At 59.3% G+C, this 22,799-nt stretch carries 25 protein-coding genes; 8 read left to right on the forward strand and 17 right to left on the reverse strand.

The features are described from left to right. Window positions 1–181 precede the first annotated feature (181 nt). The 6 genes from B3187_RS06405 to radC all read right to left on the reverse strand — a co-directional run bounded on the left by B3187_RS06405 (window position 182) and on the right by radC (window position 3,668). Window positions 182–526 (reverse strand): YciI family protein, encoded by a 345-nt coding sequence (locus B3187_RS06405; RefSeq protein ID WP_286805219.1) that lies wholly within the window; start codon window positions 524–526, stop codon window positions 182–184. Window positions 527–673: 147 nt separating this feature from the next. Continuing rightward, a complete protein-coding gene (locus tag B3187_RS06410) occupies window positions 674–1,402 on the reverse strand; it encodes an RNA polymerase sigma factor (RefSeq protein WP_286805220.1) in 729 nt (242 codons plus the stop codon). A 30-nt stretch (window positions 1,403–1,432) separates the two neighbouring features. Next, entirely contained in the window at window positions 1,433–2,014 is a 582-nt protein-coding gene (locus B3187_RS06415) for an outer membrane beta-barrel protein (protein ID WP_024461629.1), read from the reverse strand. 192 nt (window positions 2,015–2,206) lie between these two features. Beyond that, entirely contained in the window at window positions 2,207–2,362 is a 156-nt protein-coding gene (gene rpmG / locus B3187_RS06420; RefSeq protein ID WP_024461630.1) for a 50S ribosomal protein L33, read from the reverse strand. 12 nt (window positions 2,363–2,374) lie between these two features. Beyond that, the gene (gene rpmB / locus B3187_RS06425; protein WP_024461631.1) at window positions 2,375–2,611 is read right to left on the reverse strand and encodes a 50S ribosomal protein L28; all 237 of its coding nucleotides are present in this window, start codon (window positions 2,609–2,611) and stop codon (window positions 2,375–2,377) included. Window positions 2,612–2,993: 382 nt separating this feature from the next. Further along, a complete protein-coding gene (gene radC / locus B3187_RS06430) occupies window positions 2,994–3,668 on the reverse strand; it encodes a RadC family protein (protein WP_024461632.1) in 675 nt (224 codons plus the stop codon). A gap of 133 nt (window positions 3,669–3,801) precedes the next feature. On the opposite strand from radC, the gene coaBC reads away from it, so the two are divergent. The 4 genes from coaBC to slmA all read left to right on the forward strand — a co-directional run bounded on the left by coaBC (window position 3,802) and on the right by slmA (window position 9,217). Further along, a complete protein-coding gene (gene coaBC / locus B3187_RS06435; RefSeq protein ID WP_286805223.1) occupies window positions 3,802–4,998 on the forward strand; it encodes a bifunctional phosphopantothenoylcysteine decarboxylase/phosphopantothenate--cysteine ligase CoaBC in 1,197 nt (398 codons plus the stop codon). A gap of 44 nt (window positions 4,999–5,042) precedes the next feature. Next, on the forward strand, window positions 5,043–7,511 hold the full coding sequence (locus B3187_RS06440) for a phosphomannomutase/phosphoglucomutase (protein WP_286805225.1): 2,469 nt from the start codon (window positions 5,043–5,045) through the stop codon (window positions 7,509–7,511). 44 nt (window positions 7,512–7,555) lie between these two features. Further along, window positions 7,556–8,470, forward strand: a complete 915-nt coding sequence (gene argB, locus B3187_RS06445; RefSeq protein ID WP_286805227.1) for an acetylglutamate kinase — start codon at window positions 7,556–7,558, stop codon at window positions 8,468–8,470. 138 nt (window positions 8,471–8,608) lie between these two features. Then, window positions 8,609–9,217: a nucleoid occlusion factor SlmA gene (slmA, locus tag B3187_RS06450; RefSeq protein WP_024461636.1), complete on the forward strand. Its 609-nt coding sequence runs from the start codon at window positions 8,609–8,611 to the stop codon at window positions 9,215–9,217. 16 nt (window positions 9,218–9,233) lie between these two features. Here slmA and B3187_RS06455 read toward each other — a convergent pair whose 3' ends face one another. Together B3187_RS06455 and pyrE are read right to left on the reverse strand one after the other, a co-directional pair. Then, a complete protein-coding gene (locus B3187_RS06455; RefSeq protein WP_286805230.1) occupies window positions 9,234–9,845 on the reverse strand; it encodes a hypothetical protein in 612 nt (203 codons plus the stop codon). 41 nt (window positions 9,846–9,886) lie between these two features. Beyond that, entirely contained in the window at window positions 9,887–10,528 is a 642-nt protein-coding gene (gene pyrE, locus B3187_RS06460; protein ID WP_286805231.1) for an orotate phosphoribosyltransferase, read from the reverse strand. A 253-nt stretch (window positions 10,529–10,781) separates the two neighbouring features. On the opposite strand from pyrE, the gene B3187_RS06465 reads away from it, so the two are divergent. Beyond that, window positions 10,782–11,555, forward strand: coding sequence for an exodeoxyribonuclease III (locus B3187_RS06465; RefSeq protein ID WP_286805232.1), 774 nt, complete (start codon window positions 10,782–10,784; stop codon window positions 11,553–11,555). Between the two features lie 100 nt (window positions 11,556–11,655). On the opposite strand, the gene rph is transcribed toward B3187_RS06465, so the two are convergent. Further along, on the reverse strand, window positions 11,656–12,390 hold the full coding sequence (gene rph / locus B3187_RS06470; protein WP_286805233.1) for a ribonuclease PH: 735 nt from the start codon (window positions 12,388–12,390) through the stop codon (window positions 11,656–11,658). Window positions 12,391–12,518: 128 nt separating this feature from the next. On the opposite strand from rph, the gene B3187_RS06475 reads away from it, so the two are divergent. Then, window positions 12,519–13,385: a YicC/YloC family endoribonuclease gene (locus tag B3187_RS06475; RefSeq protein ID WP_286805234.1), complete on the forward strand. Its 867-nt coding sequence runs from the start codon at window positions 12,519–12,521 to the stop codon at window positions 13,383–13,385. 253 nt (window positions 13,386–13,638) lie between these two features. On the opposite strand, the gene B3187_RS06480 is transcribed toward B3187_RS06475, so the two are convergent. Beyond that, the gene (locus B3187_RS06480; RefSeq protein ID WP_286805235.1) at window positions 13,639–13,860 is read right to left on the reverse strand and encodes an MbcA/ParS/Xre antitoxin family protein; all 222 of its coding nucleotides are present in this window, start codon (window positions 13,858–13,860) and stop codon (window positions 13,639–13,641) included. A gap of 85 nt (window positions 13,861–13,945) precedes the next feature. Here B3187_RS06480 and B3187_RS06485 point away from each other — a divergent pair, with 85 nt between their 5' ends. Then, the gene (locus B3187_RS06485) at window positions 13,946–14,161 is read left to right on the forward strand and encodes a hypothetical protein (protein WP_286805236.1); all 216 of its coding nucleotides are present in this window, start codon (window positions 13,946–13,948) and stop codon (window positions 14,159–14,161) included. Window positions 14,162–14,526: 365 nt separating this feature from the next. Here the strand turns inward: B3187_RS06485 and B3187_RS06490 are convergent, their stop codons facing one another. The 7 genes from B3187_RS06490 to B3187_RS17635 all read right to left on the reverse strand — a co-directional run bounded on the left by B3187_RS06490 (window position 14,527) and on the right by B3187_RS17635 (window position 22,401). Beyond that, window positions 14,527–16,068 (reverse strand): DUF2357 domain-containing protein, encoded by a 1,542-nt coding sequence (locus tag B3187_RS06490; RefSeq protein ID WP_286805238.1) that lies wholly within the window; start codon window positions 16,066–16,068, stop codon window positions 14,527–14,529. Window positions 16,069–16,070: 2 nt separating this feature from the next. Further along, complete coding sequence (locus B3187_RS06495; RefSeq protein WP_286805239.1) at window positions 16,071–18,329, reverse strand: McrB family protein; 2,259 nt, start codon at window positions 18,327–18,329, stop codon at window positions 16,071–16,073. A 75-nt stretch (window positions 18,330–18,404) separates the two neighbouring features. Then, complete coding sequence (locus B3187_RS06500) at window positions 18,405–19,565, reverse strand: Fic family protein (RefSeq protein ID WP_286805240.1); 1,161 nt, start codon at window positions 19,563–19,565, stop codon at window positions 18,405–18,407. 168 nt (window positions 19,566–19,733) lie between these two features. Further along, the gene (locus tag B3187_RS06505) at window positions 19,734–20,717 is read right to left on the reverse strand and encodes a GGDEF domain-containing protein (RefSeq protein WP_286805242.1); all 984 of its coding nucleotides are present in this window, start codon (window positions 20,715–20,717) and stop codon (window positions 19,734–19,736) included. Beyond that, on the reverse strand, window positions 20,707–21,495 hold the full coding sequence (locus tag B3187_RS06510) for an alpha/beta fold hydrolase (RefSeq protein ID WP_286805244.1): 789 nt from the start codon (window positions 21,493–21,495) through the stop codon (window positions 20,707–20,709). Before B3187_RS06510 ends, B3187_RS06505 begins: the two co-directional genes overlap by 11 nt. A 167-nt stretch (window positions 21,496–21,662) precedes the next feature. Next, window positions 21,663–21,896, reverse strand: a complete 234-nt coding sequence (locus B3187_RS06515) for a hypothetical protein (protein ID WP_286805246.1) — start codon at window positions 21,894–21,896, stop codon at window positions 21,663–21,665. Window positions 21,897–21,933: 37 nt separating this feature from the next. Next, window positions 21,934–22,401, reverse strand: a complete 468-nt coding sequence (locus tag B3187_RS17635) for a hypothetical protein (protein ID WP_286805247.1) — start codon at window positions 22,399–22,401, stop codon at window positions 21,934–21,936. Between the two features lie 251 nt (window positions 22,402–22,652). Between B3187_RS17635 and B3187_RS06525 the strand changes: the two genes are divergently transcribed. Then, window positions 22,653–22,799 (forward strand): periplasmic nitrate reductase, NapE protein (locus B3187_RS06525; RefSeq protein ID WP_286805251.1); only part of this gene is annotated, 147 nt, incomplete at its 3' end.

The raw sequence follows: 22,799 nt of genomic DNA on the forward strand, positions 1-22,799 counted from the left end.
TTCCGCGCCAGCGACCTGGACACCGCGACCCGCCGTGTCATGTGTTTTTTACCGGACGCGCGGGTGCTCGGCCCCGCAGAGCTCAAGCACCGAATTGCCTCGACCAGCCGGGCCATTGCCGAACAGTACGAACCGGATACTGCCATGGCGCGCTGACTGCCATGGCGCGCGGAAGAGCGCGCTAGACCTGAAGCTGGCGAATCGGACGCACCTCAACGCTGCCCACCCGCGCCGGAGGAATACCGGCGGCGATGGTGATCGCTTCATTGAGATCCTTGGCGTCGATCATGTAAAAACCCGCCAACTGTTCTTTGGTTTCAGCAAAGGGCCCGTCGGTAATACTCACCTGCCCGCCACGTACCCGCACGGTGGTCGCAGTAGCAACCGGCTCCAGCGCCTCGCCGGCCAACATATGACCACGCTCGGCGAGGCTCTGGGCGTAGGCGTGGCACTCGGTATCTTCCGGGCTGTCGGGCAGACCGTGGAGATCCTGTTCATCACTGTACACAAGACAAAGGTATTTCATGGGACGTTTCCATTTTCAGGGCTAGACGTTAGGTGGCAACCCGCGTGGTTACACCGTCGGGCACCGTTCAGCTACCAGTAATCAGTCGTTTCCGGCCCGGTGAATTCGACACCGGGTGAACGCTCCACTCCGAAACCCCGGCTGTTGTTATTGCAGTGCCTTCAGACGCCCCTGGAGATAGCGTCGCTCCGGCTCCTGTTGAACCAGCGCCAGGGCCTCGCCATAGGCCTCCCAGGCCTCCCGGTCGCGCCCCAGTTTCGCCAACAGGTGCGCCCGGGCGGCGGGCAACAGGTGGTAGCCCGCCAGCGCACCCTGATCATGCAACTGGTCCATCAATGCCAGGCCCGCCGCCCAGCCGTCGCGCATGGCAACGGCGGCGGCCCGGTTCAGCGCCACCACGGGCGAGGGCGACACCTGCAGCAACAGGTCGTACAGGCCGACGATCTCCTCCGTGCTCAGGTCACAGACCTCCCGCAGGGTTAAGGCGATCTGGGCGTCGGGGGACAGACTGGGGTGACAACAGGTAAAGATCAGGCGCAGGCGGTCGTCTTCAATCCGATCATCATCGGTAAGCAGGTCGCGCTCGGTCTGCTGATACAGGGAATCGGCAATCGCCTGCTGAGACTCGTCAAAGCGGGCCCGTCGGCGCAGCTGATCAATCGCCTTGAAACGACCCGTGGACACCAACCAGGCGCGCGGGTTATCGGGAACCCCCTCACTGGGCCACTGGGTCGCCGCCACCATGAAGGCGTCATGCAGCGCCTCCTCGGCCAGATCAAAGCTCCCCAGCAGCCGGATCAGCGTGGCCAGTACCCGGCGCGACTCCCGCTGATACACCTCGGCGAGCTGTTGCTGACTGGAACCCTGATCAAGCATGCTGCCCCTGCCGACGTCCGATCACCGACCTCAGAAACGATAATCCCATTGCAAGGTGTAGGTTTCAAAACGGTAGTCATCGGTTTTGACCAACTGGCGATATTCGATATTGAAGTTCAACCGCTTGTTCACAAACCAGCCCATACCAATGCCATAGGATGTGCCCGACAGAGAGTCGTCGGCCTGGGTGCCGGTATTGCCCTGCCAGCGCGTTACCTGGGTATCCAGCTCTGCGTAGCCCAGCAATCCATACAGCCGAGCTACCTCATTGGTGATTTCCGGGCGGTAGTACAGGGCCGAGTAGGTCTTTACCTCGCGTTCGATCTCGCTCAGGCTGGCATCGGTTGCCTGCTCAGCCAGAAAATAATCCGAGCTGATGTCCCGGTCGTCCTTCAGTCCCGCACCCAGTCGAGCCTCGAGCCCCAACAGGCCGTTGTACTTGTATCCCGCCGAAAATTCGACCACCGGCATCTCGGCTTCATCGTAGGGGGTGCGGGCGTCTCCGGTGACCACCCCGCCACCAATACCGGCATAGAAACCCCGGTGGTTATCCGCAAGCGCGGGGACGGCCAACAGCACCAGTGCGGCGCCAATACTCCAAGCGGTTTTCATAAGCAGCTCCCTGAGGTGGGCGTTATCGGTCATTGTCACTTGGCGGGAAGTATCGCACAGCGGCGCGGGGGATCAACGGTCGGGGGACGATTTTCGAACCGGATTCACGTTTCAGTGGCGCAATTCCTACCCCTGAAACGACAGAACCCGGCACAGGGGCCGGGTTCTGATCGGAACGAAGCACAAAATCGCTTACTTGATTTTGCCTTCTTTGTAGACCACGTGCTTGCGGGCAACGGGGTCGAACTTTTTGATTTCCATTTTCTCGGGCATGTTCCGCTTGTTCTTGTCGGTGGTGTAGAAGTGACCGGTGCCCGCGGTGGAGTTCAAACGAATCTTATCGCGCATGGGAGTTCTCCTTTAAACTTGTTCGCCGCGAGCGCGCAGATCGGTCAGTACGGCGTCAATGCCGCGCTTGTCGATTACACGCATACCTTTGGAGGAAACCTTCAGCTTCACAAAACGCTTCTCGGATTCCACCCAAAAACGGTGAGAATGCAGGTTGGGCAAAAAACGACGCTTGGTGTGGTTTTTTGCGTGAGATACATTGTTTCCAGTAACGGGACGCTTGCCGGTTACCTGACATACCTTGGACATGGTCTTGCCTCGTCGTATTCAGCGCGCTGCGCTGCGGGTTGGTTGCTGCCACACCACAGCCCAGCACGGGGTGTTTTTGTAGCCTGATTCGATCAATTTGCGGCCCGGGGACACGAGGTCCGGGGGCGGCTCCTGGCGCTATGGCCGGCTACCCAGCCGCATAAGGGCGCGTTTTATACCAAAACCGACGAGCAATAGCAATGTTTTCTCCCGATTTTGGTGATTTTTTAGTCAACACCTACGAGTGGGCTTCACGTCCGGTCCGGTGTCGGGTGTACTGTTTCTGAACACGCCGTACATACGTCCCTGTAGGCTCGGATCGCGGGTCCCCGCTCTACGGTCCAGAAACAGTACACCCGACACCGGACCTCAGTGCCATTCTTCACAACCAACCGCGCTCGGCGAACGAGACGACTTCACCGTCACCGACCACCATGTGGTCCAATACTCGCACCCCCACCAGATCCAGCGCCTCCCGCAAGCGCTCGGTGATCCGGCGGTCCGCCTGGCTCGGCTCCGCCACGCCAGAGGGGTGGTTGTGAGCCAGAATCACCGCGGCCGCATTGTGAGTAAGTGCTCGCTTTACCACCTCTCTCGGGTAAACACTTGCGCCATCAATCGTGCCCTGAAACAACTCATCAAAGGCCCGGAGTCGGTGCTGGTTGTCCAGAAACAGCACCGCGAACACCTCGTGCGGGCGATGGCGAAGCTGGGCGCTGAGGTACTGGCGGACCAGATCCGGGCTGGTCAGGGAATCGCCCGCCTCCAGGCTGGCGGATAAATGGCGGCGCGCCATTTCCAGTACGGCCTGTAACTGGGCGAACTTGGCGCTGCCCAGGCCCTGCCCCCGGCAGAACGCGGCCTGCGAGGCCTCCAATAACGGGCGCAGGCCACCGAATTCGGCCAAGAGCTCCCGCGCCAGGTCCACAGCGGATTTGCCGGCGCAGCCGGTACGAAGAAAGATGGCCAGCAGTTCGGCGTCGGAGAGGGCGGCGGGGCCGCGGCTGAGCAGTTTTTCCCGGGGGCGTTCGGCCTCGGGCCATTGGGCAATGGACATGATGTGACTCCCTGTCTTGAAACGTCTGGTCTTGAAACCGGCTGGAAACGCGTCGTCCTAGTGATTCGGGGCTAGAGAATGGTATCTTAGCCGGTTCAAGTCAAGCTGTCAGACCTCCACAGACCGGATCGCCATGAGCTCACTGACCAACAAACGTATTCTGTTAGGTGTCACCGGCGGCATCGCCGCCTATAAGAGTGCCGAACTGGTGCGCCGCCTCAAGGAGCGGGGCGCGGATGTGCGCGTGGTAATGACCGCTTCGGCGCGCGAGTTCATGACCCCGCTGACCTTTCAGGCACTGTCGGGCAACCCGGTACATACCGATCTGCTCGATCCGGCGGCCGAGGCGGCCATGGGGCATATTGAGCTGGCCCGCTGGGCGGACCGGATTCTGGTGGCGCCAGCCAGCGCCAACTTCATGTCTCGCCTGGCCGAGGGGCGGGGCGATGACCTGCTGACCACCCTCTGCCTGGCGACCCGGGAGCCCATCGTTCTGGCACCGGCCATGAATCAGGGCATGTGGCAGAATCCGGCGACGCAGGCGAATCTGGAGACCCTAAAAGGGCGCGGTATTCACTTGCTCGGGCCCGGCGACGGCAGCCAGGCCTGTGGTGAAGTCGGCCCCGGCCGGATGCTCGAACCCGACACGCTGGCGGAGGCCATGGCGGCCCAGTTTGCCACCGGGCAGCTGGCGGGTCGCCACGTGGTGATCACCGCCGGCCCCACCCGGGAAGCCATCGACCCGGTGCGCTACCTGAGCAACCACAGCTCTGGCAAAATGGGCTACGCTTTAGCCGAAGCGGCTGTTGAAGCAGGCGCCCGGGTGACACTGATCAGTGGCCCCACCGGGTTGCCGACCCCCGAGCGCGTCACCCGTATCGACGTGACCAGCGCCCTCAAGATGCTTGAGGCCAGCCTGGCGCAGGCACCTCAGTGCGATCTGTTTATCGGTGCGGCCGCCGTGGCGGATTACCGCCCGGCCGACTATCAGCCGCAGAAAATGAAAAAAGGCAATGAGGACACACTGCAGATTACGCTGACCAAAAACCCGGACATTATTGCCGCCGTTGCCCAGATAGAAAACCGGCCCATCACCATAGGCTTTGCCGCCGAGAGCGAACAGCTGCTCGAATACGCCCGCGGCAAACGGGAGCGCAAGGGGCTGGATGCGATCATTGCCAATGACATCAGCCGCGAGGGGCTGGGCTTCAACAGTGATGACAACGCGGTCACCCTGATCGATGCCGAGCGTGAGCTGGCCCTGGGCCCGATGAGCAAAACCCGGCTGGCCCGCGCCCTGATCGCTGAGCTCAGCCGCTATACCCGCTGACTGACGACAACCATTCCAGAGACCGACAACGGGAATCCGATACCGTGGCGAACCGAACTTCCAAGGAACAACGACAAAAGCAGGCACGTCTGGCGCGCCAGAAGCTGATTGGCGCTCTGGTGCTGGGGGTACTCGTGCTGAACGGCCTGCTGGGTTACTGGCTGTACGGCATTCTGGTAACAGATGTTCAGGATCGTCGCCTGGAGGCGGCAGTGGAGGCTCAGGCCGAGCAACGTGCGCAGCCACTGCAGGATTATATTCGGGAGCTGCGGCAACGCGTGGCGGCACTGGCGGCAGAACCGGCCACCGCTGAGGCGCTTCAGGGCTCGACGGAGGTCCGACAGTCAGCGGCAGAAGCGATTGCCGCGCGCATTGAGCATAGCATTGCCGCGCGCCTGATTCCGGCGGGCAGCGCTCGGGTCGAACGCGACCACCCCGCCCCCATCCGATTTGCCGAGCTCGATCTGATCCGCCGGGCGGAGCGCCGTGACAATCACCTCCCGGAGCTGGCCAAAGTGGATCAACAATGGCAGTTGCATGTCATTGAACCCATTCCGCCGTCCGCCGACGAGCCTGTGGAGGGAACCCTCCTGGTCACACTCAATGACACCGGCTGGCGCTCGCTACTGGATGCCGCCAGTAAAAGCCTGGGGCGCACCGAGCTGCACCAACAGATTCCGGGCAGCAATCCCCTGGCGGTCTACCTGAGCGGTCAGGGGGAAGGCGGCGCCAAGCACTCCGTCGCCATCCCCAATAGCCACTGGCGCCTGAGCTTCACGGCCTCGCCCGAGCTGGTGGCCCAGACCCGCGAGCTTCCGACGCTCTGGCTGCTGGTCCTGTCCACCACCACCATCGGCGGATTGCTGCTGGCCTGGTTCAGTGGCCATATGATTGAGCGCCGACAGCGCCAGAGCGCCCGTCCCATTCAGGTGCCCGGCGCCGCGCGCTCGGGCGGCAAAAACGCCGACGCGCAAGACGAGCACGGCGAAGAAGAAATCGGCATGATCAACACGCTGTACCAGAACCAGGACATTCTGGACCTGGATGTCAGCGACGAGGACGAAGACATTCTCGCCCTGGACCAGGCACCCACCAAAACGGCCGCCGCCGACGCGACCCAGGCGGGCCAGTCAGGCCCGACCATCCCCGAGGGGATTTTCCGCTCCTACGACATTCGTGGCCTGGCCGATACCGAAATCACCCCGGAGCTGGCCGAGCATATCGGGCGGGCGCTGGGCAGCGAGGCGCTGGATCACGGCGAAACCGATATGGTGCTCGCCCGGGACGGCCGGACGCACAGCCCGGTATTGGCCGAAGCCCTGCGCAGCGGGATTGCCAGCACCGGTTGCAACGTGATTGATCTGGGCACAGTACCCACCCCCCTGATGTACTTCGCCACCCATCACCTGAGCGAAACCAGCAGCGGCGTCATGGTCACCGCCAGCCATAACCCCGGTAGCTACAACGGTTTCAAAATGATCATCAACGGGGTCACCCTGGCCGATGATGCGGTACTGGATGTACGCTCGCGGATTCAGCGCCAGCACTACCACCAGGGCGAAGGGGAGACCCGCAGCCACGACATCATCACCGACTATATCGAACGCATTTTCTCCGACGTCGCGCTGGTCGGTGCCGTGTCGCTGGTGATCGACGCGGGCAACGCGGTCCCCGGTGTGGTGGCGCCCCGGCTGTTCGAAGAGCTGGGCTGCGATGTGACACCGCTGTACTGCGACCTGGACGGCACCTTCCCCAATCACGACCCGGACCCGACTCAGGAAGCCAACCTTCAGGACCTTATTGCCAAGGTACAGGAAGTCGGTGCCGATCTCGGCGCGGCCCTCGATGGCGACGGCGATCGCCTGATTGTGGTCACCCCCCAGGGGCGGATCATCTGGCCGGATCAACTGTTGATGCTCTTTGCCCGCGACGTGCTCGGACGCAACCCCGGGGCCGATGTGCTGTTCGATGTGAAGTGCTCCCGCCAGCTGAACCAGCTGGTGACCAGTTATGGCGGTCGGCCGATCATGTGGAAAACCGGCCACTCCCACATGAAATCGAAAATGATCGAAACCGGGGCGCTGATCGGCGGTGAGTATTCCGGCCACATTTTCATCAAGGACCGCTGGTACGGGTTCGATGACGGTTTATACACCCTGGCGCGTCTGCTGGAAATCATCACCTTGCGCGATCAACCCATAGACGATATCTTCGCCGCCTTTCCGATTCTGCCCTCCACCCCGGAGCTGAAAATTCCGGTGCAGGACGACCAGAAATTCGCCCTGGTGGACCGGTTGATTGCCGAGGGCGACTTCCAGAGCGGCAAGCCGAGCACCATTGACGGGCTGCGGGTGGACTTTGCCAAAGGCTGGGGGTTGGTCAGAGCCTCGAACACCTCCGCGGCCCTGACCCTGCGCTTTGAAGGCGAAACCGAGGAAGCGCTGAATAAAATTCAGCAACTGTTTAAACGCGAGCTGTTGAAAATCGACAGTCAGCTCCAGATCGACTTTTAACCAACGTACCCTCAACAAGGTACTTTTAAACAACGGACCCCGCTATGTCACTGAACCGCACCCAGGCCATGAACGTGGCTCAGGTACTGACCGAGGCGCTGCCCTACATTCAGCGCTTTACCGGCAAGACCATTGTGATCAAATTTGGCGGCAACGCCATGGTGGACGAAGAACTGCAGAACAGTTTTGCCCGGGATATCGTGCTGATGAAACTGGTGGGCATGAACCCCATCGTGGTCCATGGCGGCGGGCCCCAGATTGGCGACCTGCTCAAGCAGCTCAACATCGAATCCGAGTTTGTCGGTGGCATGCGGGTGACTGACAGCAAAACCATGGACGTGGTGGAAATGGTGCTCGGTGGCACGGTGAACAAACAGATCGTCAGTCTGATCAATCACAACGGCGGCCACGCCATCGGCATTACCGGCAAGGACGGGCAACTGATCCGGGCCAAAAAGCTTTCGGCCAAGCGCCAGACGCCGGATATGCAGGCACCGGAGATCATCGACATCGGTCACGTAGGCGAGGTCGCCAGTATCAACACCTCGGTGATCGACATGCTGATCAACAGCGACTTCATTCCGGTGATTGCCCCGATCGGGGTGGGCGATGACGGCGCGTCCTACAATATTAACGCTGACCTGGTGGCCGGCAAAATTGCCGAGGTATTGCAGGCCGAGAAGCTGATGCTGCTGACCAACGTGGCCGGTCTGCAGGACAAGAGTGGCGAGGTCTTGACCGGGCTGACCACGCAGCAGGTGGACAGCCTGATCGCTGACGGGACCATTTACGGCGGCATGCTGCCCAAAATCGGCTGTGCGCTGGATGCGGTGAAAAGCGGCGTGAACAGTGCCCACATCATTGATGGACGGGTTGCCCACGCGGTTCTGCTGGAGATCTTCACCGACGCTGGCGTCGGCACGCTGATCACCAACAAGGCGCAGCAAGCCGCTCAATAACGCGCCCGAAAGCCGCACTGATCATTGAAAACCGGAGGCGATGGGGCAAGCCCCGCATCCTGTGCTAGGATATCCCCGTCGCCTGAAACGTCCTGAGGCCGCGCCGAAGGATTCACCCCTGACAACCTATGGACCGCCATGAGCAAGCCCACCGCCAAATCCTCCCGCCGCCAACAGATTCTGGAATCTCTGGCTCACATGCTGGAAGCCAGCCCCGGTGCCCGTATCACCACGGCCGCCCTGGCTCGGGAAGTGGGCGTCTCGGAAGCGGCGCTGTACCGCCACTTCCCCAGCAAGTCCAAGATGTTTGAAGGGTTGATCGAGTTTATCGAAGACACGATTTTCACCCGCATCTCCCTGATCCTGTCGGAGGAGCCGGCCGCTTTGCGCCGGTGCGAAAAGATTCTGCTACTGCTGCTGACCTTCACCGAACGCAACCCCGGCATCACCCGGTTGCTCACCGGCGACGCCCTGACCGGAGAAACCGAACGGCTTCGGCTGCGCGTCGCCCAGCTTTTTGAGCGGGTGGAAACCCAGTTGAAGCAGGTGTTGAGAGAAGCGGAATTGCGAGAGGGGTTACGGCCCAATTTGCCCTTGTCGGCCGCCGCCAATCTGTTGATGGCCTGCGCCGATGGGCGGATCACCCAGTTTGTGCGCAGTCAGTTCCGGCGCCCACCGACCGAGCACTGGGCGGAACAGTGGCCGGTATTGGTGAGCGGCCTGATGCGCGAACAGGTTCCGGCCTGATTCGCACCTCGGGGGTTCAGCGGCGGCCCTCGGCCGCCCGTATCTCGGCGAACGCCTCAATGTCCTGATCAAACTTGTCCGCCACCTCGTCGTACTCCTCCTGGCGATGGCGGATCTGCGCCTGTATTTCCTGAACTTCGGTTTTCAACGTCCCCAGATTGACCAGTACCGACTCGGGCACCTCCTGGCCGCTGCGCTCCAGACGCGCGGCCCGACTCTCCAGGTCCCGAATCTGCAAGCGCACATTGCTCAGGTTACTCTCCAGAATACTGATATTACCCTGCAGCTCCGCCAGACTGCGCCGCTTTGCATCCTCGATATCCTTGACCGTGCTGTACCGACGCTTCAGTTCCTGCTCGTAGGCCTCACGTTCCTGTCGAGCCTGCCGTTCGCGTGCTTCGGTTTCCAACTCTTCGTCGCTGGGCGCTGGAGGCACGGTTCTGAGCACCTCCCCATACATGGACACGACTTCGTAACCTTTCGGGACGTACTTCGGAGGGATGCGATCTTCCAGCACCTGCACGCCTTCATCGTTGGTGTATCGGTAGTACACTTTATCCTGCGCCTGGGCCAGCGACGCCAGGCCCAGGAGGCAGGATACCGAGAACCACAACACTGATTTACGCATAACGCCCTCGTTGCTCCATCGCGCTTGGGCGCGGATTCTGATTACACGCCGTACTCGGCGCGATAGGCTTCAATGGCCGCCACTACCTCTGGGCGGGCCTTGTCCGCTTTCAGATAGGCCACCACATCGTCCAGATTGACAATACTGACCACCGGAATGCCGTACTGCTGCTCCACCTCCTGGATCGCCGACAGGGAGCCCTTGCCGCGCTCCTGACGGTTAAGACCAATCAACACCCCCGCCGGTTCAGCGCCCGCCGAACGAATCAGTTCCATGGACTCACCCACGGCGGTTCCCGCAGTAATCACATCGTCCACAATGAGTACCCGACCGTCCAGCGGCGCGCCCACCAGAGAGCCGCCCTCGCCGTGGTCCTTGGCCTCTTTGCGGTTGAACGCGTAGGGCAGATCCCGACCATGCTGGTCGGCCAGGGCCACGGCCGTGGTGGTGGCCAGGGGAATCCCCTTATAGGCCGGGCCGAAAATCAGATCCACCTCCACCCCGGAAGCCATCAAGGCCGCTGCATAACACCGCCCCAGCCTGGCCAGCGCCTGGCCGGTCTGGAACTTGCCAGCGTTGAAAAAATACGGACTGACCCGGCCGGATTTCAGGGTAAACTCGCCAAAACCCAGGGCCTGGTGCTCAATCGCCAACTCGATAAAGTCGCGCTGGTAGTTCTCCATGCAAAACTCTCATAAATACGCTAGATTAAAAGTATCGGCTAAACCGGTAGGGCCCGGCATCAACCAACGGTCACTCTTGTGACCCCAATTATAACCGTCGCGCCCACGCCCGCATTGCCCAGCCGGCAATCCGTCCCGAACTAAAGTGCGGAAATGGCCTCCAAACGGCGAAATTCCGGGGTTTTTCTGTCACTAATTAACACAAAGATAACAAGCTCGGGTATCATACACAGTCCGTTAACAAGGGGCTAATATGAGAGTTATCAGTCTTAGCGTCGATGGTGTTTTCCAGGCGGCTCAGCGCGGTCTGTTTGACTGGCTGGACAGCCAGGATGCAGACGTCATCTGTCTGCAGGATCTGCGCGCACTGGAATATGAACTGGAAGACAAGCCGGTATTTCAACTGGACGGTTATTTCAGCTACTTCTTCGACTCCGGGACACCGCACTACAATGGCGTGGCCATCTACACCCGCAAGCAGCCCAAGGCCCTGATTTTTGGCCTGGGGTTCTCGTCCGGCGTGGATATGGAAGGTCGTTACCTGCAGATTGACTACGAGCAGCTGAGCATTGGCTCAATGCTGGCGCCCAGTGCTACCTCGGAAATGGAATCCCAGGAAGTGAAGATCAAGTTCTTCGACGATCTGCAGGCCCATCTGGACAAGATTACCCGCAAGCGCCGCGAGTTCATCTTCTGCGGTAACTGGGCCATGGCCCACACTCCCCGGGATGTGACCAACCCGGAGAAAAATGAGCACGAATCCGGCTTTCTGCCCCACGAGCGGCAGTGGCTGAGCCAGGTGTTCAACCAGATCGGCTATGTGGATGCCTTTCGCAAGGCCAACAAGGACCCGGACGAATACAGTTGGTGGCCCAGCGGCAAGATCAATGACGGTGAGGGCTGGCGCACCGATATGCAGATCGTGTCAGCGCCCATTGGCCAACGGGTCGAACATGCGGCCATTTACAAGATTCAGCAGTTTTCCAGCCACCTGCCGGTGATTGTGGACTACGATATCGAGCTTTGATCGGTCGGGTGGGGTAGCGGCGGATGGGGTAACGGCGGATGCGCCTTCGCTTATCCGCCCTACGCAACCCTCGGTTGCATCCATCGCAATCCGGTCCGGGTTACTCCGCCAACGCCGCCTGCTGCAACCGATTCAACTCCCCAATCCCTTTCTTGGCCAACGCCATCATGGCTCCGAACTCGGCCTCGGTAAACGGCTCGGCTTCGGCGGTGCCCTGGATTTCGATGATGCCACCGTCATCACCCATGACCACGTTCATGTCGGTATCCGCACTGGAATCCTCTGGGTAATCCAGATCCAGCACCGGCACGCCCTGATAGATGCCAACGGACACCGAGGCAATGGCGCGCTTGAGCGGACTGTCCTTCACCAACCCCTTCTCCTGCAGAAACGCGACCGCATCGGCCAACGCCACCCAGGCACCGGTAATGGAGGCGGTACGGGTGCCGCCATCGGCCTGAATCACATCGCAGTCGAGCTGGATGGTGTTCTCGCCCAGCGCGTCGAGATCAATCGCCGCACGCAGGGAGCGGCCGATCAGACGCTGGATTTCCACCGTGCGCCCCCCTTGTTTGCCACGGGCCGCTTCGCGATTCATCCGCGAGCCGGTGGAGCGGGGCAGCATGCCGTACTCGGCGGTCAGCCAGCCCTGGCCCTTGCCGCGCAGAAAGGGCGGCACGCCCTCGACCACGCTCGCGGTGCAGATCACCTTGGTGTCCCCAAATTCCACCAGCACCGAACCCTCCGCGTGCTTGGTGTAACGGCGGGTCAGGCGCACATCGCGCAACTGGTCGGGCTGGCGGCCACTGGGGCGCTGAACGGTCGTCTCGGTCATGATCGGAATCCTGTACTGTCAAAGGGTTTGAAAAAGTCGTCTGTGGTAACATCGCCGGTTTAATGGGAGCGAAGCCTACCAGCTCCGCCCCCACAGTGTCACCGCCGCATTCAGACAGAGGATCGCCCATGCCACGCAGTATGACCGGTTTTGCCCGCACATCGCAGCAATATGACTGGGGCACACTCACCTGGGAGATCCGCAGCGTCAACCACCGCTACCTGGAGCCGGCCTTCCGCCTGCCCGACGATCTGCGCGAAATCGAGCCCCATCTGCGCGAGCGCATCCGCAAGAGCCTGCACCGGGGCAAGCTGGAAATGAGCCTGACCGTGCAGAAGGAAGAGGGCGCCGACCAGGCTCTGGGCATCAACCTGCCCAGAGTCCGCCAGCTCGCCGAAGCGGCGCACACCATCGGCAACGAGCTGCACGATGCCGCACCGATCAACCCGCTGGAAGTGTTGCGCTGGCCCGGCGTCTTGCAACAGGCCGAACTCAATCGCGAGACCCTGATTGAAGCCGCCCTGGCGCTGTTTGACCAGACCCTGAAACAACTGCTGGAACATCGCACCCGCGAAGGTGGCGAGCTGGTGCAGTTCATTCACCAGCGGTTGGACAGCATCAGCGCCGAGGTGGTGAAACTGCGCGAGCGGTTACCGGAAATACTGACCGCCCAGCGCGAGAAGCTGCAGAGCAAAATCGAAGCACTGAAGGTCGACCTGGACCCGGAGCGTCTGGAGCAGGAGATCACCCTGCTGGCACAGAAAGCCGACGTGGACGAAGAGCTGGATCGCCTAGACACCCACGTCGCCGAGGTGAAGCACACCCTGACCCAGAAAAACTCCCTGGGCCGCCGGCTGGATTTCCTGATGCAGGAGCTGAACCGCGAGGCGAATACGCTTTCATCAAAAGCCATCGTAGCAGACACCACTCAATCGGCGGTGGAGCTTAAGGTATTGATTGAGCAGATGCGGGAGCAGATCCAGAATATTGAATGACCATTTTTTGCTTTCCCTTGGTCGACTTTCCCTTCCTTTTTTCATGCAACATACTGATTTATAACAATATATTGGTTTCAAGCCATTTCACCCTGTTTCAGGCCGTTTCAAATAAACGGTGAGTAACATGGTGAGCAAATCGGAGTTTGGTACGCCTCTCAATACCAGATAAGTTACCAAATGGGTCGCAAGGGGGGTGAATCAAACTGGGCAAAACTGGCACCCTAACCAATAAGGGTATTGCCGGCGCACCTTAAGCGGAAAATCCAGCGTCAATCCTATACAGTAGTTCCTCCACCGCTTTAACGCCCTCGGTGTCCTTCAGAGCCTCTGTGGGTGCTAAACCATCCAAGGCCTTGCAAGGCGCATTCATCCAGCGGTTCGAAATATCATCACCGCCCAAGATATGTATAGCCAGCCGCTCAACACGACGTCGCTCCTCGTTGTCACTTGTCTCTGCTTCGTTTCGGTTCATGTTCACTCCCTACTTGAGCCACCATAGATGATGCATATACTCTAGCTTAGATGAGATCCATCACTATTATTCCGCAGGAGGAAAGGTGAAAACCTACGAAATTTCATTCTCTGATAGAGAAACGCTGCCCACTCACCTGGAGTCTGTGGCGGCGTCGCTGGAACTTTCACCCGAGGAGTTAATCAAGCGATTTATTGTGGAAGGGATGAGGCCATACAACTCAAATTTCTGCCCTAGCATACCCGGAACCTCTTTGGAGGATTTTTTTGTTCAAAATGGCGTTCTCAAACCAAAGGGTTGATCAATATGGTATTTAAAACCTCCACCTTCCCGATTTAGCCTCTGAAAGACTCCCATTCACCCCTATCGAAAAAATTTCTTTCGAGCCCAAGTTTCAAGGTTATCGCCTTTATATAAACCGACAATACAAACTGTCGAAATGGCAACGATAAACGACATATACCCAATTAGACCTGCCAGCATGTTCATTGTTTATCAACACCTTTACATAAATGCTCAGTAGATAATTGTCATCCAGCGTCACCTTGACGTCAAGATGCAAGTAATATCCGGACACCTGCTTTGTTCTACTGTGACAATTGCCGAAAGAGGGCCAGGCTTCGTAGCTCGCGGTGATCGAAAGTATATTCTTCTCGAGACTAGAAATTAATTCAGTAGCCTCGCCAACAAATGCTCCGCCTCCTCTTCAGAAGACATCGCCACGCACCCCACCCCATTACAAGCTTGGTAGCCTTCGTCGGCCAATAGGCTAACCGCTCGGCTGGTTGGCACCAGAATAAATGATCGTTCCGGTGGTTGGCCATCCTGTCTGAGAGAATCCCGGTAGATGTGGGCGGAAGCCATCGCATCCAGAATTCTGGCTTTGCTTGCGGAATACTTGCTGTCCAGGCAGATAAACCGCTTACCCTTTGAATCACCGAATTCTAGAACCAAATCGGGACGACGTTCCCGGCTGATGGAGCTATAGCCGTAAGCGTTAGTTCTTTCCATCGAAGGGCACACGAGCTGCGAGTACAAAGTGATCGACTGTTCGCCGCGACGCCCCATCAGGGCGCGGTCAGCGGCTCTCGGGTTTTGGCGCAAGCGCCAGTCGTAATCCGGAAACTGCGTTTCGAGCTGCTGAGCCAAAGCGACAAAGCACCAGGCCTCGTAGATCTCCCAGGTAGGAGCCAGGTAGTGTTGCTCATCGTCGGCCAACGCTGACAGGCCTTGGCGCAATAAACGAACGCCCAGACGACGAGTCATGCTGTAGTGTGGATTGCCGGAAACCGCATTCAGTTCGGCGGCGCTGGACTGGCGGGTACTCACTTCGCTGAAAGGCGCACGGCGGGAAAGTCGGGTGAACTGTCTTTCCGCCCGGCGCAAATACTCTAGGCGTCGAGGCAGACGCGGTGTCAGCTCGGTGACAGTTTCAGAGACCTGTTCGGTAAAGTCGATAAGATCGTAGATCAATCGCTTCGTCAGACGGCGGACCTCGCCCAGTTGACGAGTAATCAAGCGGTTAGCCGGGTTATCGAACGTCGGCTCATGAAACGGCACATCCAACCGCTGCTCATGCACGTCACTTGGTGCCACCGATTCGTCCGACAGTGCGGCCATCATTTGTGGAGATTGTGCGAGCTGACGCATGGTCGTGCCGTCTATCCGCCGAACCTGAGGCAGGGCGAGTTGTTCACGGCGGCTCCTGGTCCGAATGATCGGACGCTCGATAATAAGCTGTAAGCCGCGCTGGTACCGATCGATGAACTGTCTCAGACGCGCGTAGCGAAGCCACAGTGACAGCTCTGAGCCCGATGCTCCACCGAGACCATGTTGAGCGGGTTCGGTGCCCAGTACAAGATCGGGGGCGTAATCGACGATCTGCGCCAAATACTCTACATACTGCTCGCGGCCGGTTTTGTGAGACGCCGGCTCTATATCGGCAACATAGCGCAGTGGCTCACTACGGTGGGGCCACTCCAGTTCAAACATCACTTCGCCGGCATAGTAGCCTGGTGACCAACACCAGTAGATACCCGACCCATCCCTCTCCAGAGGCCCATCATCCACAAAAAGCCGGGCCTGCCCTTCGGGGCAAGCAATCCGGTATTCGCTGGTCTCTTGCAGGCCAGCCAAGGTCGCGCGCGGGGACAGAACACCAAGCTCTTGATATTCGCCTCCCCGATACCGATAAACCTTCAACTCCATAATCAGCGCCAGAACCGCATCATGCCGGTATCGACCAGATCCGTCTGCAACGATTGGACCTTAACCTTACAACGCACCAATCCGTGCTGATCCAGTATCTTCGTCGCCTGCGTTAGCGCCGCTTGCAGTCGTTCACTCTCCGAGCCACGCAGCTTGGGCAGAATGCGAGCGTACACCACATCATCCAACGCTTCCCGTAAGCTGAAATTCGGTGCCGCTTTGGCCAACTTCAGATAGGACAGGACATCCTCAACCGAGCGCCAGCCAAAGTGCAGGCGTTCCGGTGCCAGGGCATTAAGCAGACCCGACAGACACTGACGGACTTCCGTTAATTGGTCCGTCGTCAAGTCGAAATGATCCCAACGTGGATAGTCCGCCAGATCAATATCCCAGAACTCCAGCGTAAACGCGCGGTCCAGTACCTTGTCCGATAGCCCATGAGTGGTTTCATCCATATTGACCGTGCCAATAAACGCCACGTTGGCCGGGAACGGGATTGCCTTGGGGACGCCATCAAAGGTGTCGGCTTCGTCGTGGAGGCGCAGCTGATCTCCCGACTCCATCGCCGACAACACCGGCGCAAAATACTGTTCCGGGTGAGACAGGTTCATCTCGTCCAGAATCACTACAAAAGGATGCTCCGGATGATTGGCCGCCTGTAACAAAAATTCCAGTAGACCGGATCTTTCATATTTCTCCGGCACCAGCGGATTGATGTAACCAAACAGCGGTGAAGGGTCATACCAGCCGGGCTGCACCGCCTGCACGAACACACGGCGAGCCGGGTCGGCCCCGAACTGCTGGACCAACGCCGCACCATAGCGCTGCGCGAGCATGGTTTTCCCAGAACCGGACAGTCCAGCCAGAATGGCAAAGTGTCGGCGGGGGTGCGACCACAGGCCGAGGTGTAGCTGGCTCACCAGCCGCTCCGGGAACGCGGTATCTTCCACGACAGATTGAATCAAGCGGGCCTGGTCGACCGTAGCCACCGATAACGTTTCGCCGCTGCTCTTTCTGGGCTCGGGCTCTTCCTCTATCGGTCGCGCCTCCAGAAACTCAGGCTGCCAATGAATCTGCTCAACCCAGTCTCGCCCGATGTCCGTCAGTCGATATTGGCCATTGGCCTGCTGTTCCAGCAACTCAAAATCCCGTAACCACTTGAGCATCGCCGCCGGCGCATAGCTGGTCGTCCAGCCGGGGTTGACCTTCTGTAGCAACTCAACCAACTCGGGTTGGCTGTACTCCCGTTCATTCAGCGCACACAGAACGTGGTCTACCCCCAGGGTGCGGGTGATAAACAGCGGGATCAGCTCTTGCGGGTCTTGGGTTTCCAAGAACAGTTCGCCGCGCGCGGTCTGGGTAAAAATGCCGTCCTGTTCTTGAATAACATAAAATTCATTTTTGAGAATGGTGATCAGAGTACGCAGGCTGCTGTCTCGATAGTCCGGCAACTCCGAGCGCAGGTAGTCCATGAGCTCTTCACGGCTAACGCCATCCACCACAAAACTCAATGCACTGATGATAGAGGCCAGACCGCCCCGAATGCTGGTAAAGCCTTTACGACGTTGCAGCGCCGGCAAGGGCTTCAAGGTAATATCACCCTGATCCGTGGTGGTTTCCGCCTCCGCCTCTGTGCTGGCGCTTTGCACATGCGCCTGATACACCATCCAGGGCAAGGTCATACGCTCGGCCAGTGCGCGGGGGCTGTCGTCGGTTGGCCCCAGCAGGTCGTGCAATCGCTCCATCAAGTCGATCTGACGTTTGATTTCTCCTGGCTTTTTCTGCTTACCGAACCAGGCCCGGTGGCACTCCAGCGCCATACGCCGGTAGGTGATGGTAGTAAAATAGCGGGGGTAGAACGCGGCCAACACCCGGAAAATCTTCACCCGAGCCACCCGCTTGCAATACGTTTTCATCCGTGAGACCAGGCCATCATGAAAGGCCTGAAAGAAGGCAAGCCGCGCCTCGGAATCTTCGGGCACGGGGCGAACCGACTGCTCCGCGACCCACTCACGAAACTCAGGCGCTTCCAAGGCTGCGCTGACATCCACCGTGCCCATACCGACGCCGCTTACCCGGTTTTCGTCCCAAAGCACCTGCTGAAACCCACGTGTCTTTCGGGTTTCCAGATCGGCGCTCTGCACAAACGTCAGGAGGTCGGTAAGTCCGCTTAGCCAGCCGGGGTTACGCTCAAAGGGGTTGATACTCTCCAGGGTGGCTCTCAGAGTTTCGTCGTTGGTGAAATTCGATTGCGTCGCCATTATTTACCTCTTGTTATGGATGATCACCAGCCAAGTTTACAGCGTGGTCCTTTGCTTGGCGCCCTGGCTTTTGTGTCATGGAAACTCCTGGTTCAAAATCTGTATATAGGCGCTGTAGGCGTAGACCCGATTGCGCTTTTGACCAGTGATTTCGCTGACGATACCGCAGCGTTGTTCCAGCGCAGCCAGCGCTTTGTTCACGGTGGCATGGGTCAGGCCGGTTCTGGCCACCAGCTTGTTGACGCTGGCAATCGGTGTTTCAAAAAGCGCATCCAGCACTTGCTGGGCAGAGGCGGCCAATCGACCCAGCTCGCCCAGTCGCTCCCGGTCGTAGGCGCGGAGTTGGTTAAGTTTCTGAGCCATGGTAACGGCATGGGTGGCGGTATCGGCGACCGCATCCACAAAGAACAACAGCCACGCTTCCCAATCCCCGGTTTCCCGCACTTGCTGCAAGCGCTCGTAATAGGTTTGCCGGTGTTTTTTGAAAAAAACGGACAGGTACAGCAGCGGTTCATGTAAGACCTTGGCTTCTGCCAGAATCAGAACAATAAGGAGCCTGCCCAGGCGGCCATTGCCGTCCAGGAAGGGGTGGATGGTTTCGAACTGAACATGGGCCAGCGCCGCCTTGATCAGCGGGTCAGTTGCCTCGGGCTGATCGTTGATGAAGCGCTCCAGCTCCGACCAACAGTCGGCAATGTGAGTTGCCGGAGGCGGCACAAATACCGCCTCATCGGGCCGGTGACCGCCCAGCCATACCTGGTTTTGGCGGAACTGACCGGGCCCTCGGCTGATCCCACGGCCGGAGGTCATCAGCGCTTCGTGGACCTCCATAATCAGCCGATGAGCGACCGGGTGGCCCGCCCGGATGCGCTCAATGCCCAGGTTGAGCGCATTGACGTAGCAGGACACCTCTTGCACATCATCCATGGGCACACCGGGCTGGCCTTCCATCTCGTAAAGCATCAGATCGCTCAGGGAGGACTGGGTGCCTTCGATCTGGGAGGACATGACGGCCTCTTTGCGGACGTAGCTGTACAGAAACAGAGAAGCATCCGGCAAAAGGGTGCTGATGGCATCCAGGCGTCCCAGTGCCAGCATGGCCTGGTTGATACGGCCTTGCAGCTTGTTGTCGACCTCCAGCGGGGGGCTAGGCGGCAAAGGCGCGGGGACAAAAGCCTGGCAGGGCACGCCGCCCGCGATACTGAGGACTTTGTGGCCGGTTATGCCTCTTTTCATTGGGATTACCCTAAAATAAGTGCAGCCATTATTTTAACTTATTAACAAAAATAAAATAACTGTTGTATTAATGTTAACCTTGGCTCCCTGAGGCGGCCATATCGCCGAGTTTCGGCGGCGCTGTATAGCTGGGGCTGGCGGTCCGGTGACAAGGAGGAATGACTGGTACTACTGCCCGGCTGACTCGGTTCGGCCCACACACACCCGATTTCGCCCCTGATGCTTGGCATCGTAAAGCGCCCGGTCGGCGCGCCCATAGAGCAGGCTTTTGGTGTCGTCCGGGCAGGCTTCGGTAATACCGAAACTCATGGTGACTTCACCATAACGACCGCCATACTGCGCCACCAGTTCGCGCTTGCGTTCGGCGACCCTGATCGCCTGTTCCGCGGTAGTGCTCGGGAGAATAAGCGCAAACTCCTCACCGCCCATGCGCACCAGCGTATCAATTTCCCTCAGCCCCTGATGCAGGCACTGAGCAACATCCTTGAGTACCCGATCGCCCGCGTCGTGACCAAAGCGGTCGTTGATTCGTTTAAAGAGATCAATGTCCGTGAGAACGAGCGCAAAGGGTGTGCGCGTGCGGTGGAACAGAGCCAGCTGCGCTTCTACCTGCCGGTCGTAAACCCGGCGATTGGCCAGGCCGGTGAGCGGGTCTTGTGTTGCCATCAACTCCAGTTTTGCGTTGACCTCGGAAAGCTGTTCCTGGCGCTGCTCCAGTTCGCGGGCGAGCGCCTGCACCTGTTCCAGGGCCTGGGCCTTTTCTTCCGTCGCCTGCTCCGCCGCTTTGCGCGCCTGTTGCAGTTGTTCCTCGACCAGGTTGCGTCGCTGCATGGGTAACAGCAGTAACTGATACCCCGGTTCATCTCCGGCCACCGAGGATGCACTGAGCAGCACCGGTAGCGGTTGCCCGGAAGCGTTGGTAAAGGTCAGGATCATTTCCTCGGCGTGGCCGTGCAGACGCAGCGCCGGCAATACATGCCCCAGATAGTAGATTCTGGAACCGCCGGTCATCCAGCTCTCTGGCGCATGCCCCACCAGCGCCGTCTCTGGTCGGCCCAGCCAATCACAGAGCGTACGATTGACTGCGGTCACGATATTGGCCTCATCGAGAACGATAAGGCCCCCCGGCAGGCGGTCTATGTCAGGCTGCATCCTGGGTGCCCTCAATCACGGCACGGGCCACCGCTTCAGGGTTGCTGATCTGAGGGTAGTGTCCCGTGGCGTCGAGCCGCCGGATGCTTCCTTTGAGCAGAGCCCACTCGAGGTATTCGATCACCGCGGGCGGGACAATCACGTCCTGCTCGCAGTACAGCACGAGCGTGGGCACCTGAACTTGGGACAAACGGTCGCGGACATCGCTGAAAAAAGTGGTTTCCGCAAAACGGCGGGACATGGCAGGGTCGGCATTGAGAAAACTCTCACGCAACTGCTCGGCGAGGGCGGGGCGGTCGCCGTTGGCCATGACGATCGGCGCCAGATAACCGGCCCACTCGAAGTGGTTGCGCTCCATCAGGTCCAGCAGCTCCTGCACGTCCTCGCGCTCGAAACCGCCGTGGTAGTCCGGCGGATCATTGATGTAGCGGGGTGAAGGGCCAATGGCAATAATCTGGCGAAACAGCTCCGGCTCGGCGATCGACGCCAGCCAGCCAATGGTACCGCTGATCGAGTGCCCGACCAGAATAGGCCGCCGCTCCAGGCCGAGGGCCTGCACTAGCTCAATCAGATCCTCGGCGTAAGCCGAGAGGTCGGCGTAACGCTCAGCGTCGAATGCGCTTCGGTCGGAGCGGCCGCAACCGATGTGGTCAAACAGCACCACCGGATACTCCCGGGCCAGGGCGTCCGCCACCGGCGCCCAGATTTGCTGATCACAGCCAAAACCGTGAGCAAGAATCAACGTCGGCCGGTCGGTTGAGTCGGGGGCAGGCCCCAACCATGAAGTCTGGTGTCGCCTGAGGATGTCGGCAGATAACATGAGTACCTCGGTCAAGGGCCTCCGGCCCGATACCTCATCAAGATAGCTCATGGTAGCAGGGGCTGCCGCTTATGAGGGCCAATTACAACGATTGTTGTGCCAACCTCCGGTCGCGCAATGGCCGGTCAGCCAGCGGCGCGCTGCCGCAGTCGTTGCCACTCTTCCTCCAGGGTGTTGTCCGGCAAGGTCTCGCCCGCGCGACGATACCAGTACCCCGCGTTGCCCAGATCGCCCTCTTCGCGGTGCAGGTAGCCGTGAATCAGGCAGGAGAGGGGGTCATCCTGGGCCTGAACCAGGTCGTGAGCGCCGTGCCAATCCCCTTCGCGGGCCAGTTCCAGTGCTTTGAGTTGAGTGTTCACCCTTAGGCCTCTTCGGACGGTTCGTAACAATACTCCGTCAGGATACCCCATCCCGCACTTGGGGCTCCACGCTGGCCTCCATCCGCTCCCGCTCCTGATCCAACCGGGCCAGGGACTGTGCCGGCGCAAACCAGGCTGCCAACAACAGGATGCCGATGGCGCCACCCAAGCCATAGAGCGCGCCGACTTCTACTTTACAGTCCACCACCAGATCGCACACCGAGCAGGTGCGCGGGGCGCTCTGAAGATACGATAGCACTTCCGTGCTGCGCCCCCAGTTGCCTTTGCCCGCGCACTTGATGTGAGGCACGCCGTGAACCCATAACGTGAAGGGATTCACTAGTACCACGACGGCATGGCCGCCGCCAAGCTCAATATTTTTCAATGGCACCTGACCGACGATATCGCCCTGGACCTCCGCCAGCAACCCCGCGCCTTTGTCACCCTGCAGTAACGCGGGGCCATCGAAACGTTTGAGCTGGCTCCCCGTCTTTATTAGAAGCACACACCCGCGGAGGGACTCGCTACGGGAGTCAACCTCTGGACTGAACCGGAACAGATCGCACAACGACTTCACAGTGCAATGCGCCAACCTTTTTGCAGTATTTGCTCATAAAAACATCAAACCAACATTGCCAATTCGTCTAAATCATCACGGGGAACCTGGGTATTGACCTGTATCAAAGCACTTTCCGAAATATGTACTACCCTGTAGGTAGTCAGCCTTGAATAACGAGATCGAAGCACGGAGTCGCCATGTCAGTCGACACGCACCCATCCGAAGTAGACAACTCGCAGGAGAAACGTCGCGAGTGGCGAATGTTCGCCTTCATCGTGGTTTTCCTGTTCCCGATACTCACCGTTGCCCTGGTCGGCGCCTACGGTTTCACCATCTGGATGTAC

It is taken from the genome of Marinimicrobium sp. UBA4209, from assembly GCF_002381585.1.
GTDB lineage: Bacteria > Pseudomonadota > Gammaproteobacteria > Pseudomonadales > Cellvibrionaceae > Marinimicrobium > Marinimicrobium koreense.

What these genes read in the sequence shown, in the direction of transcription:
- B3187_RS06405 (WP_286805219.1), bottom strand. Translation starts at nt 526, where the DNA reads ATGAAATACCTTTGTCTTGTGTACAGTGATGAACAGGATCTCCACGGT.
- B3187_RS06410 (WP_286805220.1), bottom strand. Translation starts at nt 1,402, where the DNA reads ATGCTTGATCAGGGTTCCAGTCAGCAACAGCTCGCCGAGGTGTATCAG.
- B3187_RS06415 (WP_024461629.1), bottom strand. Translation starts at nt 2,014, where the DNA reads ATGAAAACCGCTTGGAGTATTGGCGCCGCACTGGTGCTGTTGGCCGTC.
- rpmG (WP_024461630.1), bottom strand. Translation starts at nt 2,362, where the DNA reads ATGCGCGATAAGATTCGTTTGAACTCCACCGCGGGCACCGGTCACTTC.
- rpmB (WP_024461631.1), bottom strand. Translation starts at nt 2,611, where the DNA reads ATGTCCAAGGTATGTCAGGTAACCGGCAAGCGTCCCGTTACTGGAAAC.
- radC (WP_024461632.1), bottom strand. Translation starts at nt 3,668, where the DNA reads ATGTCCATTGCCCAATGGCCCGAGGCCGAACGCCCCCGGGAAAAACTG.
- coaBC (WP_286805223.1), top strand. Translation starts at nt 3,802, where the DNA reads ATGAGCTCACTGACCAACAAACGTATTCTGTTAGGTGTCACCGGCGGC.
- argB (WP_286805227.1), top strand. Translation starts at nt 7,556, where the DNA reads ATGTCACTGAACCGCACCCAGGCCATGAACGTGGCTCAGGTACTGACC.
- slmA (WP_024461636.1), top strand. Translation starts at nt 8,609, where the DNA reads ATGAGCAAGCCCACCGCCAAATCCTCCCGCCGCCAACAGATTCTGGAA.
- B3187_RS06455 (WP_286805230.1), bottom strand. Translation starts at nt 9,845, where the DNA reads ATGCGTAAATCAGTGTTGTGGTTCTCGGTATCCTGCCTCCTGGGCCTG.
- pyrE (WP_286805231.1), bottom strand. Translation starts at nt 10,528, where the DNA reads ATGGAGAACTACCAGCGCGACTTTATCGAGTTGGCGATTGAGCACCAG.
- B3187_RS06465 (WP_286805232.1), top strand. Translation starts at nt 10,782, where the DNA reads ATGAGAGTTATCAGTCTTAGCGTCGATGGTGTTTTCCAGGCGGCTCAG.
- rph (WP_286805233.1), bottom strand. Translation starts at nt 12,390, where the DNA reads ATGACCGAGACGACCGTTCAGCGCCCCAGTGGCCGCCAGCCCGACCAG.
- B3187_RS06475 (WP_286805234.1), top strand. Translation starts at nt 12,519, where the DNA reads ATGCCACGCAGTATGACCGGTTTTGCCCGCACATCGCAGCAATATGAC.
- B3187_RS06480 (WP_286805235.1), bottom strand. Translation starts at nt 13,860, where the DNA reads ATGAACCGAAACGAAGCAGAGACAAGTGACAACGAGGAGCGACGTCGT.
- B3187_RS06490 (WP_286805238.1), bottom strand. Translation starts at nt 16,068, where the DNA reads ATGGAGTTGAAGGTTTATCGGTATCGGGGAGGCGAATATCAAGAGCTT.
- B3187_RS06495 (WP_286805239.1), bottom strand. Translation starts at nt 18,329, where the DNA reads ATGGCGACGCAATCGAATTTCACCAACGACGAAACTCTGAGAGCCACC.
- B3187_RS06500 (WP_286805240.1), bottom strand. Translation starts at nt 19,565, where the DNA reads ATGAAAAGAGGCATAACCGGCCACAAAGTCCTCAGTATCGCGGGCGGC.
- B3187_RS06505 (WP_286805242.1), bottom strand. Translation starts at nt 20,717, where the DNA reads ATGCAGCCTGACATAGACCGCCTGCCGGGGGGCCTTATCGTTCTCGAT.